At 65.2% G+C, this 13,799-nt stretch carries 13 protein-coding genes; 7 read left to right on the top strand and 6 right to left on the bottom strand.

Features of this window, described 5'->3' with window-relative positions; genetic code table 11:
* Positions 1 to 22: 22 nt before the first annotated feature.
* Both AB5Y50_RS17965 and AB5Y50_RS17960 read left to right on the top strand, forming a co-directional pair.
* Positions 23 to 2,770: a collagenase gene (locus AB5Y50_RS17965; RefSeq protein WP_319883001.1), complete on the top strand. Its 2,748-nt coding sequence runs from the start codon at positions 23 to 25 to the stop codon at positions 2,768 to 2,770.
* 201 nt (positions 2,771 to 2,971) lie between these two features.
* A complete protein-coding gene (locus tag AB5Y50_RS17960) occupies positions 2,972 to 3,952 on the top strand; it encodes a vancomycin high temperature exclusion protein (RefSeq protein ID WP_182935162.1) in 981 nt (326 codons plus the stop codon).
* Between the two features lie 53 nt (positions 3,953 to 4,005).
* Here AB5Y50_RS17960 and AB5Y50_RS17955 read toward each other — a convergent pair whose 3' ends face one another.
* Both AB5Y50_RS17955 and AB5Y50_RS17950 read right to left on the bottom strand, forming a co-directional pair.
* Entirely contained in the window at positions 4,006 to 4,620 is a 615-nt protein-coding gene (locus AB5Y50_RS17955; protein ID WP_319883007.1) for a superoxide dismutase, read from the bottom strand.
* A gap of 23 nt (positions 4,621 to 4,643) precedes the next feature.
* Positions 4,644 to 5,069, bottom strand: coding sequence for a hypothetical protein (locus AB5Y50_RS17950; RefSeq protein ID WP_029313599.1), 426 nt, complete (start codon positions 5,067 to 5,069; stop codon positions 4,644 to 4,646).
* A 292-nt stretch (positions 5,070 to 5,361) separates the two neighbouring features.
* Between AB5Y50_RS17950 and AB5Y50_RS17945 the strand changes: the two genes are divergently transcribed.
* Together AB5Y50_RS17945 and AB5Y50_RS17940 are read left to right on the top strand one after the other, a co-directional pair.
* A complete protein-coding gene (locus tag AB5Y50_RS17945) occupies positions 5,362 to 6,273 on the top strand; it encodes a triacylglycerol lipase (protein ID WP_029313597.1) in 912 nt (303 codons plus the stop codon).
* Positions 6,270 to 7,010: a lipase secretion chaperone gene (locus tag AB5Y50_RS17940; protein WP_319883000.1), complete on the top strand. Its 741-nt coding sequence runs from the start codon at positions 6,270 to 6,272 to the stop codon at positions 7,008 to 7,010. The genes AB5Y50_RS17945 and AB5Y50_RS17940 overlap by 4 nt, the downstream gene beginning before the upstream one ends.
* Before the next feature lie 53 nt (positions 7,011 to 7,063).
* On the opposite strand, the gene AB5Y50_RS17935 is transcribed toward AB5Y50_RS17940, so the two are convergent.
* From AB5Y50_RS17935 to sgrR, 3 genes are read right to left on the bottom strand one after another with little or no spacing between them, the layout of a single operon-like run.
* Positions 7,064 to 7,774 (bottom strand): hypothetical protein, encoded by a 711-nt coding sequence (locus tag AB5Y50_RS17935; protein WP_319882999.1) that lies wholly within the window; start codon positions 7,772 to 7,774, stop codon positions 7,064 to 7,066.
* Between the two features lie 30 nt (positions 7,775 to 7,804).
* Complete coding sequence (locus AB5Y50_RS17930) at positions 7,805 to 8,200, bottom strand: thioesterase family protein (RefSeq protein WP_052815623.1); 396 nt, start codon at positions 8,198 to 8,200, stop codon at positions 7,805 to 7,807.
* Positions 8,201 to 8,235: 35 nt separating this feature from the next.
* The gene (sgrR, locus tag AB5Y50_RS17925; protein WP_319882998.1) at positions 8,236 to 9,990 is read right to left on the bottom strand and encodes an HTH-type transcriptional regulator SgrR; all 1,755 of its coding nucleotides are present in this window, start codon (positions 9,988 to 9,990) and stop codon (positions 8,236 to 8,238) included.
* A 100-nt stretch (positions 9,991 to 10,090) separates the two neighbouring features.
* On the opposite strand from sgrR, the gene AB5Y50_RS17920 reads away from it, so the two are divergent.
* The 3 genes from AB5Y50_RS17920 to AB5Y50_RS17910 all read left to right on the top strand — a co-directional run bounded on the left by AB5Y50_RS17920 (position 10,091) and on the right by AB5Y50_RS17910 (position 12,413).
* Positions 10,091 to 10,267, top strand: a complete 177-nt coding sequence (locus tag AB5Y50_RS17920; RefSeq protein ID WP_319882997.1) for a hypothetical protein — start codon at positions 10,091 to 10,093, stop codon at positions 10,265 to 10,267.
* A 139-nt stretch (positions 10,268 to 10,406) separates the two neighbouring features.
* The gene (locus AB5Y50_RS17915; RefSeq protein WP_319882996.1) at positions 10,407 to 11,675 is read left to right on the top strand and encodes an aminotransferase class I/II-fold pyridoxal phosphate-dependent enzyme; all 1,269 of its coding nucleotides are present in this window, start codon (positions 10,407 to 10,409) and stop codon (positions 11,673 to 11,675) included.
* Positions 11,676 to 11,783: 108 nt separating this feature from the next.
* Positions 11,784 to 12,413 carry a glutathione S-transferase family protein gene (locus AB5Y50_RS17910; RefSeq protein ID WP_039039787.1) on the top strand — a complete coding sequence of 210 codons (630 nt, stop codon included), beginning with the start codon at positions 11,784 to 11,786 and terminating at the stop codon, positions 12,411 to 12,413.
* Between the two features lie 124 nt (positions 12,414 to 12,537).
* On the opposite strand, the gene AB5Y50_RS17905 is transcribed toward AB5Y50_RS17910, so the two are convergent.
* Positions 12,538 to 13,713, bottom strand: a complete 1,176-nt coding sequence (locus AB5Y50_RS17905) for an iron-containing alcohol dehydrogenase (protein ID WP_319882995.1) — start codon at positions 13,711 to 13,713, stop codon at positions 12,538 to 12,540.
* Positions 13,714 to 13,799: the final 86 nt, after the last annotated feature.

Raw genomic sequence — 13,799 nt, 5'->3', positions numbered from 1 at the left:
TCCATCCACCAAAGGGATCATGATGAAGCACCTCTCTCCCCGGCTGCTGCTCCTGGCAGCCCCAAGCCTGCTCGCCACTTCGGCGCTGGCCAACTACTCCCCCTCCGACTGGCAACAGTATCAACTCAACGGTGAATCCAGCCGTCAGCTGGGGGATCGTCTCACCGAAGTGACCTTTGAACTGAGCGCCCACAGCAGCGACGGCCCTTATCAGCAGTTGAGGGTGTATCGCCGCTTCGACTGGCGCGATGCCAACCTGGCTGCGCTGGCAGAGCAGCAGTGCGGCGAGCCGCAACTCAAGATCGAGCAGGGCTGGCAGATCCGCTACCTCAGCTGTGAAGAGGTGGTACCGGCCGGCAAGGCCGTCCCGGCCAGCAGCTATGACTATGGCTACGGCATGAAGCAGGGCCGCTGGGAGCCGCTGGCGGGCACCCCCACCGCGCCGCGTCAGGATCGTCTGCCGCTGGCTGAGCGGGTCATCCTGGGTCACAGCGAGCAGGAGCTGGATCGCTGTGAGCTCAACGCCGAAGGTCGCTGCGCCGAGCAGGCATGGCAGTACCAGCCGCAAAACTGGCAGCAATTGAAGGTGCTGGAAGAGACCCCCAACGAACGGGATGGTCGCCTCGAGCAGATCTTCTTCCGCCTGCAGCCCATCGCGGGCAGCCAGGCCGCCAAGCAGGTGAGCGAGCTGCACGTCTGGCGCCAGTACACCTGGTTGCTGGACGAGATCAAGGCCCAGCAGGAGTGCAATGAACCCCAGACCCGTCAGGAAGGGGACAAGACCATCAGCTATCGGGTGTGCCGTCAGACCCTGCCCGCCGGCAGCGAAGTGCAGGTGGTCTTGAAGGACACCGGCTATCAATACCCGGTGGGGGGCAGCGAATGGCAGACCCTGCCGGAAACAACCGAGTGGCAGGAGAGCCGGGTGCTCAACCGCCCCATCGTGCTGGCCAGCAAGGAAGAGCAGATCGACTGTCGCCGTGCCGACGGCCGCACCTGCTCCGAGCCGGATCTGCCGGGCACCGAACTGCTGGACGCCGACGCGGCCAAGATAGTGCAGGATGCCAGTGGCCAGCCCGCACCGGTCTGGCAGGAGAACTATGGTCACGATGACACCAAGCTGCTGTCCGTGTCCCGCGGCATCCAGAGCCTGCTGGCGGCCAATCAGCCGGCCCATCCGGCCATGAAGCTGCTGCTGGAATACGTGCGTGCCCACAACTACCACAACTACGGCAAGCACAAGGAAGACGGCCCGGCTGCTGCCGAGGCGCTGGCCGAGGCATTGACCGCGCTAGGCGCCCATCCGCTGCTCTTCCCGGAGCAGGCCAGCGACGAAGTAGGCGCCGTCATGGGTGCCTGGAGCATCGCCCTGCACGGCCAGTTCAAGAGCCCGGCAGTGCAAAGCCGCTTTGGCACCCTGCTCGGCGAGTTCAACCAGATGCTGGCCTACAGCACCCGCCATGCCAGCGAGATCAACGGCCAGCACGCCTGGGCGACCGGTCTGTTCGATCTGCTCAACTTCCTCGACTTCGCCAGCGACTACAGCGATCCCTTCGCCAACGACTTCCGCCAGCAGGATGGCGAGCTGCGCAAGCAACTGCACGCCCTCGGCATGAGCGAACTCGCGTTGTGGCAAGGAAGGGATGGCGCCGATCTGTTCCTGCTCAACAACGTGCTGGATGCCTACACCCGCCTCTACCGGGTCGCCCGCTATACCCGCCCGAACGAGCTCGACGGCTATCGCACCCTTCTGGATGACTCCGTCATCGCACTGGTTCGCCACCACGACCTGATCCCCGGTGGCCAGCAGAGTCAGGAGCTGCTGGAAGACATGTCACTGACCCTCTCCACCTACTACCTGACCTACACGGACCGCACCAGCGAAGCCTGCATCAGCGGTGACTTCGCCGAGCTCTGTACCCCTGTCCGGGTGGAGGACGTGCTGCCGTTCGAGCACACCTGCTCGCCGACCCTGCGCCTGCGGGCCCAGGATCTGACCATGGCTCAGGCCGAGGGGATCTGCCGTGAACTGGGTGCCGAAGAGCAGCAGTTCCACCAGCAGATGGAAACCGGCTGGCAGCCGGTGGCGGACGATCACAACGAGGCGCTGGAACTGGTGGTCTTCAACTCCTCCGCCGACTGGAAACGCTACGGCAGTGCCCTGTTCGGCGGCGTCTCCACCGACAACGGCGGTATCTACCTCGAAGGGGATCCGGCTCGCCCCGGTAACCAGGCCCGCTTCTTCGCCTACGAGGCGGAGTGGAAGCGCCCTGCATTCCAGGTGTGGAACCTGCGCCACGAGTACGTCCACTACCTGGACGGTCGCTTCAACCAGTACGGCAGCTTCGGCCACTACCCGCTCAACCGCACCACCTGGTGGTCGGAAGGGCTGGCGGAGTTCGTCGCCCACGGCCAGTGCTTCGCCCGCGGTCTGGACAACGTCGCCGGCCGCCCGGCCAGCGATCGCCCGGCCCTGGCCGACATCCTGCACCTGGATTACGACAAGGGCGGCGAGATGGTCTACTCCTGGTCCTACACCGTGCACCGCTTCCTGAACGAGACCGGTCGCAGCGCCAGCTGGCTGGCCATGGCCCAGGCCCTGCGCAACCCGGATCGAGAGCAGGCCATGAGCACCTTCGAAGCCGAGCTGGACCAGCTGATTGCCAATGACAGCGAGGCCTACCAGCAGTGGCTCGGCCGCGAGCTGCTGCCTTGGTGGGAAGCCAACAAGGACTCCGACGAGTGCAAGGCCAACGACTCCTCCCACTGAGGACGAGACGGCTATGACAAGGGGCGGCCATGGCCGCCCCTTGTTGATGGCGCCGTTTGATAAGCCCGGGATCCTGGCGCGCGCTGCGACAACCTCTGCCCGAGTGAGCCCCTGCGCCGCCATCAAACCTGACGCGCCACAACAACTTGTAATAGAATGACCCCCTGTCTTCTCTTACTTCAGACCCGAACCGCACCGCGCATGAAGAAGTTTGCCAAGATCCTGCTCGCCTGCCTCTGCCTGTTGCTGGCCTCCATCGCCGCCCTGCTTGGCTACAGCGAGTGGACCGTCTCGGACGCCCGTCACTACACCTACGACGACGTCAACGCGGTGCCCTACAACCGGGTCGCCCTGGTGCTCGGCACCTCCAAATACCTGATTGGCGGCAGCCCGAACCACTACTTCAAATACCGGATCAAGGCCGCCGCCGAGCTCTACAACAACGGCAAGGTGGACTACATCCTGGTCTCCGGCGACAACGCCACCGTGCAGTACAACGAACCGCGCCAAATGCGGCGGGCCCTGATCCAGGCCGGCATCCCGGCCAACGCCATCTACAGCGACTACGCCGGCTTTCGGACCCTGGACTCCATCGTGCGTGCCAAGGAGGTGTTCGGTCAGGCCCACTTCACCGTGGTCTCCCAGGCCTTTCACAACGAGCGAGCCATCTTCATCGCCCGCCATTTCGGCATCGAGGCGGTCGGCTTCAACGCCGTGGATCCCAGCGCCTATCAGGGCATCAAGACCCGGGTGCGCGAGGTGTTCGCCCGCCTGATGGGGCTGCTCGACCTCTACGTGCTGGACAAGGGTCCCAAGTTCCTCGGCGAGCCCATCGTCATCGGCGGCCCGGTCCCCTGCCAGGCGCTGAGCACCATAGGCGCGAGCCAGCCCTGCCTGCCCATTGCACCGCCCCCTCATAAGCCGAAGGCCAAACCGGCAGCGGCAGTGAGCGCGGCAACCGCCACCAGTGCGGCGGCTGCAACCAGCGGAGCCTTGGCCACCAGCGCCGCCGTGCCGAGCGAGGCAACGCTCATGGATAGCCCGGCTGCCGCCAGTGCAGCAATGCCAACCAGCAGTGCCCCGGCCACCAGCGCAGCCGTGCCGAGCGAGGCAACGCCCGTGGATAATCCGGCTGCCGCCAGTGTGGCGCCGCCAACCGGCAGTGCGCCGACCCCTCAATAGCAGAGACCCGCCAACAGGCGGGTCTCTTTCATTGGGCTCGGTATTTCCGGTGATCAGGCCAGCGCCGCCACGTAACGCCGTGCCACCTCGCTCCAGTCGATCACCTTGTAAAACGCGGCTATGTAGTCGGGACGCTTGTTCTGGTACTTGAGGTAGTAGGCATGCTCCCACACATCCAGCCCGAGTATGGGGGTGAGCCCCTCCATCAGGGGGCTGTCCTGGTTCGCGCTGCTCACCACCTGCAAATTGCCGCGCCCATCGACCACCAGCCAGGCCCAGCCGCTGCCAAAACGGCTCAACGCCGCCTGGGTAAAGGCCTGTCTGAAGGATTCCAGCCCACCCAGATCCCGCTCGATCGCTGCGGCCAGCTCGCCGTCCGGCTCGCCGCCGCCCTGCGGACTCATCACCTGCCAGAACAGGCTGTGGTTGGCGTGACCGCCGCCGTGATTGCGCACCGCCCCCTGCACCTGGGCCGGCAGGCTGTCGATACGGGCAAGCAATGCCTCCAGCGGCAGGGCAGCCAGCTCCGGCAGATCGGCCAGGGCGGTATTGAGGTTGTTGATGTAGGTCTGATGGTGACGGCTGTGATGGATCTCCATGGTCTTTGCATCGATATGGGGTTCCAGCGCGTCATAAGCGTAAGGAAGGGCTGGCAGGGTATGGCTCATGTTCATTGTCTCTCCTGTTGGGCTCAATGCAGTTGATGGGCAGAGCCGGTCTGACACAGACATTGACCCAGGCTGCGCTGGATGCCGTCGTGATGACCGTGTTTGCCCAGAAAGGCGAGCAGCTCGGTACGGGTGCTGCGGGCGTGGCGAACAGCCGCCTCCCGCAGGGCAGCGGAACTGGTGGGGGACTGGCTGGTGGCCAGCAGGCAATCATGGATGTGACACAACAGGTCGGCGGCCCGATCCGGCAGGGTCATGGCCACCAGCAGATCCGCCAGGTTGTGATGGGCCACCACCAGGGCCGCCACCGCTTCGTCGGCATCATGCCAGTCGGCAAACTGCTGGCGGGCAAGCCACAGCGCCTGCTGATAGCAGTCGAGCGCCCTGGCGTACTCCCCCGCATCGAAATGACGGTTGCCACTCAGGGTCTGCGCCTTCCAGTGCGCCATGCTGCTGTCCGCTCCGGTGGTACTGACCCACCCCTTCACCCAGGTTCCCGTCATGACTCGACCACTCAAATGATAATAATTATTATTTAACTTATTTGATGAGCAGACACAAGGAATAGTTGGTGCCGCCTTTTTTGCCCATATGGGTAGGGTTTTTCTGCAATCCCCGGTTTAGTGATCCCATCCACAGATACATTTGAGTTCAGCCACCATGCTGCCGGTACTGGCATGAGGCCGGTGGCTGCCCGGTGACGACCAGAATGCAGCCGGTTTTTTCACAAGGACGGTGAAGATGAAAAGATGGCTATTGATGCTGTTGTGCGCCCTGCCCATGCTGGGTCAGGGGGCCGGTTATACCCAGACCCGCTACCCCATAGTGCTGGTGCACGGTCTGTTCGGTTTCGACAAGCTGCTCGGAGTCGATTACTTCTACGGCATCCCCCAGGCCCTGACCCGGGATGGCGCCAAGGTCTACGTGGCCCAGGTCTCCGCCACCCAGAGCTCGGAGCTGCGCGGTGAACAGCTGCTCAAGCAGGTGCAGCAGGTGCTCGCCGTCACGGGGGCAGAGAAGGTGAACCTCATCGGCCACTCTCACGGTGGCCCCACCATTCGCTACGTCGCTTCGGTCGCCCCCGAGTTGGTCGCTTCCGCCACCAGCGTGGGCGGGGTCAACCATGGCTCGGAGATCGCCGACCTGGTGCGGGCCAAGGTGACGCCGGGCTCGGCGGCCGAAGGTCTGGCGGTGGCCGCCGCCTCGGCCCTGTCCGGGGTCATCTCGCTGCTCTCCGGGGGCAGCCAGCTGCCGCAGGATCCCCTCGCCGCCCTCGACGCCCTCACCAGCACCGGCGCCCAGCGCTTCAACCAGCGCTATCCGGAAGGGCTGCCGAGCCAGCATTGCGGTGAAGGGCCCATGCAGGCCGCCAACGGGGTCTACTACTTCTCCTGGAGCGGGCGCGGCACCATGACCAACATCCTGGATCCGGTAGATCCCGCGCTGGCGCTGACCGGCAGCTTCTTCAAGGAGCCCAGTGACGGTCTGGTCGGGGTATGCAGCAGCCACCTCGGCAAGGTGATCGGCACCCACTACCGCATGAACCATCTGGACGAGGTGAACCAGTCGTTCGGCATTCGCCACCTGTTCGAGACCGACCCGGTCAACCTCTATCGCCAGCACGCCAACCGCCTGCAGAGGCTGGGACTATGAACAGGGCATGGCTGATGGCTGCTCCGCTGGCGACAGCCCTGCTGCTGGGGGGCTGGCAGTATTGGCCCTCCGCTGACGCAACCGCCCCTTCGCCGCAACATGCCGGGCCCGCTTCCCCTCTGGTCAGGCAGGCTGCACCACCGTCGGACAAGGGCTCGCTGCAGGCCCGCCATGAAGCCTTTCTCGCGGCTGAGGGCAGCCTGACGGTGCCGACGGATCCGGGCCTGGCCAGCTTGCAGAAACTGTTCGACGAGCGCGAACAGTTGCGCAGGCAGCGCTTCACCCCGGTCGAGCAGGAGCAGCTGTTTGCCGAGGACAGGCTGATGGAGCAGTGGACCCTGCGCCGCAAGGCGCTGGCGGAGGCCAGCGATGCCGACAAGCCGCTGCTGGCGAGCGAGCTGGAGCTCTGGCTGGCGGAGCAGCCCCAGTGGTTTCGGGAGGCGGAGGCCAACAGCCGCCTGCTGGGCGATCTGCAGGCTCTGGAACAACTCCCCGCAGCCGGGCGTGACGCCGCACTGCGCGAACAGTTGGGACCGGAGGCGGCAGACCGGTTGCTCCAGCTGGCAGAGAGCCAGCAGGGGTTCGAGCAGCAGCTGGCCGGCTATCTGGCCGAGATCAGGCCCCTGCCTGCCGAGGCCCGGGCCAGCCAGCAGCCGGAGATCCTGGCACACTGGTTCGAGCCCGGTCAGTGGCGACGGGTGGAGACCCTCACCCGGCTCACCCTGGGCGAGCAGTAACCGGCATGAAAAAGGGGCCCGCAAGTGGGCCCCATTCTTTGACGCTGCCACCCTTACTGCGGCTTGTTGGCACCCGGCAGTGGCTGCCAGGTGAGGCGAGTCACCCGGTTGCCCTGCACCTCGCAGGTGAGGCAGAGATCCTGCCACCCCTTCTCCTGGCGCAGGGAGACCTCTCCCTTGATGCCCTCTGCACTCCTCTTGAGTTTGGCCGGCTCGAAGGTCACCTTGTCACCTCCGGCGAGCGCCATCAGCTTGCCATTGCAGAGCCACTGGGCGAGCTCGGCCCCCTTGAGCTTGACGCCCTTGTCAGCCCTCTCCTCGGCGGTGCTCGGTGCAAACAACCCGCCCAGCTCGGCCGCCCGTCTGGTCAGCCAGGCTTCCCGCTGCTGCATGCTCATCTTGCTGACAAACTCCGCAGGCTGCCCCTTGTCGTCCAGCCATTGGGTCAGCTTGCCACTGTCATCGAAGGCGAACTGGGCGGCGGGCTCCTTCACCCCGAACAGCTTGCCGCCCTTGAAGTAGTAACGGCTCTCCCCTTCCTGTTTGCCCTGCTCGTTCAGGATGGGCACGGCGATGATGACAGGCGTGCCGTCGACCCAGGCCTTGATGTCAACGCCATCGTGGCTGAACAAGCGGGTATCGAGGGCGCTGTCGGCCCCCTTCTCCATCAGGGTGAACTGCTCGGCCAGGGAGGCGGCGAATGAAGGCAGGGAGCAGAGTCCCAGTCCCAAGCCGAGGCTCAGGGCGATCGCGGTTGTGCGCATAAGTGTCCTGTGGTGGGCCCGAAGGCCGGATTAACTCTCTACCAGCCAGGTCCTCAGTCCCTCCCGGTGAGCCTCGCTCAAAGGGATGGACTGCCGGGTCCGGTAGTCAAAATGGATCAGGGTCGTCTCGGCGGTCACCGCCAGCTCGCCGCCCTGCCAGGCTTCCTGCCAGAGCGTGAAGGAGCTGGTACCGATACGCCGCACGCCGGTCTTGATCGACACCATCTGGCCATAGAACAGCTCCCGTTTGAATTGCACCGTGTAGCCCGCGATGATCAGATGCCAGTCATGCACATCCAGCTCGGGCGAGAAGAGGCGAAACAGGGGATCACGGGCCGATTCAAACCAGACCGCCGGCACCGTGTTGTTAATGTGGCCGAGGGCGTCCGTCTCTTGAAAACGGGGTTGGATCTGCATTTCCAGCATGGATGTCGACTCCTTGTCGTAGGACCGCGCACAGGCTAGCGCGCCAACCCGTCCGACTCAAGCGTCCCTGCCTGGGGGTGAGAGCCACCGCCGGTTTCCGGCTCCTGCGCCACCTGCTCGGGCTTTAACCAGGCGCTGCGAAAATCGAACCAGCCAAGGGCCGTCATGCGCACGCCGTGCACGCCGACCCGGCTCTCCAGCTCCAGCCAATGGTGAAACAGCGGCACGAACCAGCTCTGGCGCTGCACCTCGGCCAGCAGGGCGCGGGGGCCGGGCTCTTCACCATGGGCGCGCCACTGCGTCAATCCCTGCCACAGGGCCTGCTGGCCGCCCCACACCCGGCGCAGCAAGGGGGTGCCCTGAAGCCAGGCGTAAGGGGCGAAGGCGTGCTCATGCTCCAGGTTGAGGGTGCCGAACCAGAGATCCACATCTTCATCCTCCCCGCTCACCCAGCGCCCGTAGTCCAGGGTACGCACCTCGAGCTGGATCCCCTGCTCTGCCAGCAGGCTGCTCATGGCGCTGGCGCACTCGTTGAACTCCAGATGCTGGTTGAAGCAGGCCAGTACCAGCCGCGCTGGCAGGCTGACCGGGCCGGACTCGGGAAGAGGCAGGCTCTCGCGCCAGTGGGGCAGGAGGCCCAGTGCGCTGGTCCAGCCCCGCTGCAGCTCGGGTGCCACCCGGGCCATCAGGGCGATGGGGTTGAGCAGCCGGGTCAGCCACTGGCGCAGGGCCGGGTCCTGCAGAGGGGCCGATCTGTCGTCCTGCAGCAGGAAGTAGCAGCCGGATTCCAGTTCGGACTCCCCGCGCATGGAGCCAAGCTCCGGGGTGTCGCTGCCCAGCCTGACGTGGCTCTCCAGCCGCTCCGCCAGCTCCGGCAGCATCCAGATGTCGATCTCGTCGAGCAGGGCCCGCAGCCCGAAATAGTCGTCAAATGCTTCGAGGCACAGGTGCAGCGGGTCGTTGGCGCTCACCCGATAGGGGCCGGTGCCCACCGGCTGCAGGGCGAAATTCGCCTCCCCCTTGAGCTCCCGCGGCAGGATGGCCGCCACCGGCTCGGCCAGCAGGTGCGGCAGCAGAGGATCCGGGCTGTCGAGATGGATGTCCAGGGTGCGCGGCCAGCGGCTCTCCAGCCGCGCCAGATGGGCGAACAGCGGGCGATCCCGCAAGGCCAGCAGGCTCTCCGCCACGTCCTCCACCACCAGCTCGCGGCCGTGGTGAAAACGCACCGCCGGCCTCAAGTAGAAGCGCCAATGGCAGGGGCCCAGACACTCCCAGTAGTGGGCGAGATCCCCCTCGATTTCCCCATTTTCCTCGTTTCGCCGGGTCAGACCGTTGAAGATCTGGCGGCTCAGGTGAATTTCGGAGCGGCGCAAGGGCGCGGTGGGCAACAGACCGGGCAGGGGCCGGTAGTAGGGCACCCTCAGGATCTGGCGCCCCTCCCGGGTGGCCTGGCCGAGCTGCTCGATCAGCAGCGGGGTGAGCAGATCGAGGCGATCTTCGGCCAGCCGCACCGCCTGCGCCAGCTGGCCCTGACTCAGCAGATCCCGCAATCGGCGCCGGGTCAGGCTCTCCTGGTTGTCGAGCAGGGTGAGGCGGGAGCGCCGCCCCCGCCCTGCCTCCGCCGTCCAGCACAGCCAGCCCTGCCCTTCCATGCGGCGCAGCAGCAGGCGGGCATTGCGGGGGGTGCAGCAGAGCAAGTCCGCCACCTCGGCGAGGCTGATTTCCCGCTCGTCGCAGCCAAGCTGCTGGGCGAGCCGTTGAAATTGCTGATAAAGGCGGCTAGTAGGCATAAAAGAGGAAATCCCTTGGCTGAAAGTCATCAGTTTTTACTTCCGCATTTTAGCTCAATACTGCTGGCGAACGTGAACACCACAGCACAGGAGCACCATCATGAGCCACGCCAACCCCCTCAAACCGAACCGGATCCAGCAAATCCTCCGTCGCTACTTCCTGAGGATCCTGCCCCGCCCTCTGACGCTGGTCGAAGATCCCATGGTGCAGCTCAACCGCCTGATGCAATGGGACATGCACCAGATAGACGACAGGGAGTATCGCCGCCGTCTCTGAGGTTGCCGTCACCGACGCCATCCGGTCACCCCCATCCCCCGGCATTGCTTTGCCGGAATGGGTGGTTTACATCGGCGCCAGGACTGCTAGATTGGACGTCTATCCATCCATAATGGTGACATCCAACAAGGAGTGTGTGATGAAAGATGCGACCCTGGCCCTGCACCACGGCTTTTCCAGCGATCCCGCCACCAAGGCGGTGGCCGTGCCCATCTACCAGACGGTGGCCTACGAGTTCGAGAGCGCCCAGCACGGGGCGGATCTGTTCAATCTGGCGGTACCGGGCAACATCTACACCCGCATCATGAACCCCACCAACGATGTGCTGGAGCAGCGGATGGCCGCCCTTGAAGGGGGGATCGCCGCCCTGGTGGTCTCGGCAGGTTCCGCCGCCATCACCTACGCCATCCAGGCGCTGACCGCCGCCGGTGACAACATCGTCTCCACCCCCCAGCTCTATGGCGGCACCTACACCCTGTTCGCCCACATGCTGCCAAGTTTCGGGGTCGAGGTGCGCTTCGCCAAGGATGACAGCGCCGAGGCCATCGCCGCCCTCATCGATGACAAGACCAAGGCGGTCTATTGCGAGAGCATCGGCAACCCGGCGGGCAACATCGTCGACATCGCCGCCCTGGCCAAGGCCGCCCACGCCCGCGGCGTGCCGCTCATCGTCGACAACACGGTCGCCACTCCGGTCTTGTGCAAACCCATCGAACACGGCGCCGACATCGTGGTGCACAGCCTGACCAAATATGTCGGCGGCCACGGCAACTCCCTGGGGGGCGTCATCGTCGACTCGGGCAAGTTCCCCTGGGCGGATCACGCCGAGCGCTTCCCCCAGCTGACCCAACCCGAGCCTTCTTATCACGGGGTGGTCTACACCGAGGCCTTCGGCCCGGCGGCCTTCATCGGCCGGGTGCGCACCGTGCCGCTGCGCAATACCGGCGCAGCGCTGGCGCCGATGAACGCCTTCCTGCTGCTGCAAGGGCTGGAAACCCTGAGCCTGCGCATGGAGCGCCACGTGGACAACGCTCTGCGGGTGGCCCACCACCTCAAGCACCACCCCAAGGTGGCCTGGGTCAGCTACGCCGGTCTGCCGGGTCACCCCCACTACCCGCTGGCGGAGAAGTACATGGCCGGTCGCCCCTCGGCCATCCTCTCCTTCGGCCTGAAGGAGGGCTACGAGGCGGGTGTGCGCTTCTACGATGCCCTCAAGATCTTCAAGCGGCTGGTCAACATCGGCGACGCCAAGTCCCTGGCCTGCCACCCCGCCTCCACCACCCATCGCCAGTTGAGCGAAGAGGAGCAGGCCAAGGCTGGAGTGAAACCTGAGATGATCCGACTGTCGGTGGGGATCGAAGCCATCGAGGACATACTGGCGGATCTGGATCAGGCGCTGGAGGCCTGAGTCAATCGACGAAGGAGCGGGCACCACGCCCGCTCTTTTTCATCCATAAGTGAACCGGCTGCCGGGGCGCTGCGTATCACCGCCTTCCGTCACTGCGTCGAGGTTTTCATGATAGTCCTGCACCACCTGAACAAATCCCGCTCCCAACGCATCATCTGGCTGCTTGAAGAGCTGGGCCTGCCCTACCAGATCAAGGCCTACCAGCGCGATGCCGCCACCTTTCTGGCGCCGCCCGAGCTCAAGGCCGTCCACCCCCTCGGCAAGTCGCCGGTCATCGAGTTTGACGGGCGGGTGCTGGCGGAATCCGGTGCCATCACAGAGTACCTGATCGCCCGCCACGCCCCGGACCGGCTGGCACCGGCCGCCGACAGCCCGGAGTATCCCGAATACCTGCAGTGGCTCCACTTCGCCGAGAGCTCCGGCATTCTGCCGCTGCTGCTCGACATGTTCGTGCGCAAGGATGGCAGCCCGATGCGCTTCCTGCCGGACTACGCCAAAGCCGAGTGCGCCAAGGTGCTGGGTTATCTCGATGAGGTGCTGGCAAACCGCCGTTACCTGGTGGCCGATCGCCTCACCGGCGCCGACATCCTGAACTCCTTCCTGGTGGATCTGCTGGCCCAGAGCGGCCAGCTGGCCCAGTTCCCGCACCTTGAGGCCTACTGGCAGCGACTCAACACCTATCCGGCACGCCAGAAGGCGGCGGCGCTGGAGCGCGAGCTGGACCGCAGCGCCGAATAAACGGCGGTGCCCCGGTGACACCCTGCAAAACGCCCCGATGATCGGGGCGTTCTCTTTTCCGTTGGCCAGCCGGTGATCAGAGGGCGAGGGAAAGGATCCGCGCCACTATGGTTGCCAGGATGACTTACAGCGCGTGGGAAAGGATCCTGGCTACCTTGTCGGGGTCGATGTCCTGCTGCTCACCGAGGGCGGTCAGGCCGAACAGCTTGAGGTTGGAACAGATCCCCGGGATGCAGCGCGCATCCAGGCCATAGTCGGCGAGACGGGTACCCACCCCCATCTGCTGGAAGAACTGCTCGGTGCGGATGATCGCCTCCTCGATACGCAGTGCCTTGTCCTCGCGGCTGGAGTGCCATACTCGCTCGGCGAACTGGGCCAGCTTCTCCTGCTTCTGGGCCGCTTGCTCCCGCAGCAGGGAGGGCAGCACCACCGCCAGACTCTGGGCATGATCCAGCCCATGCAGGGCGGTGAGCTGGTGACCGATGGCGTGGGTGGACCAGTCCTGGGGCACGCCGCGACCGATGAGGCCGTTGAGGGCCAGGCTGGCCGCCCACATCAGGTTGGCACGCACCTGGTAGTTGGTGGGCTCCGCCAGCGCCCGCGGACCGTTGTCCACCAGCACCTGCAACAGCCCTTCCGCCAGCCGGTCCTGCACCTCGCCCCCCACCGGGAAGGTGAGGTACTGCTCGAGGATGTGGACGAAGGCATCCACTACGCCATTGCCCACCTGGCGCGGCGGAAGGCTGTAGGTGGTGGCGGGATCCAGCACCGCAAACACCGGTTGCACCAGCGGATTGTAGAAGGAGAGCTTGGCCTCTCCCCGGCTCACCACGGCGGCGGGGTTGCTCTCCGAACCGGTGGCCGGCAGGGTCAGCACACAGCCGAGCGGCAGCGCCCCCTTGATGGGGGCCTTGTCCCGCAGGATCTCCCAGGGATCGTCCCCCTCGAAGCAGGCAGCGGCGGCCACGAACTTGGTGCCATCCACCACGGAGCCGCCACCCACCGCCAGCAGGAAGTCGATACGCTCGCGCTTGACCAGATCCACCGCCTCCATCAGCTGGTCGTACTGGGGGTTGGCGCCGATACCGGGAAATTCCAGCCACTCCCGACCTGCCAGCCCCTGGGTCAACTGGTCATAGACCCCGTTCTGCTTGATGCTGCCGCCGCCGTAGAGCACCAGCAGACGGCTGCCAACCGGGATCAGCTCGGGCAGAGTGGCTATCTGGCCTTCACCAAAGCAGATGCGGGTGGGATTGGCATATTGGAAGTTGTACACGGCAGAGCCCTCGGTTGATTGCATGCCGGGGAATTGTGCGCCTGCCGTGCCATCAGGTCAAAAACGGGAGCCTGTCGTCAAAAATACGATGCCAGCCTGCCGATGCCGGG

It is taken from the genome of Aeromonas sp. s6, from assembly GCF_040907815.1.
GTDB classification, from domain to species: Bacteria; Pseudomonadota; Gammaproteobacteria; order Enterobacterales; family Aeromonadaceae; genus Aeromonas; species Aeromonas caviae.
Note: the sequence above shows the minus strand (reverse complement) of the source record. Positions and strands in the feature narration are given on the sequence as shown.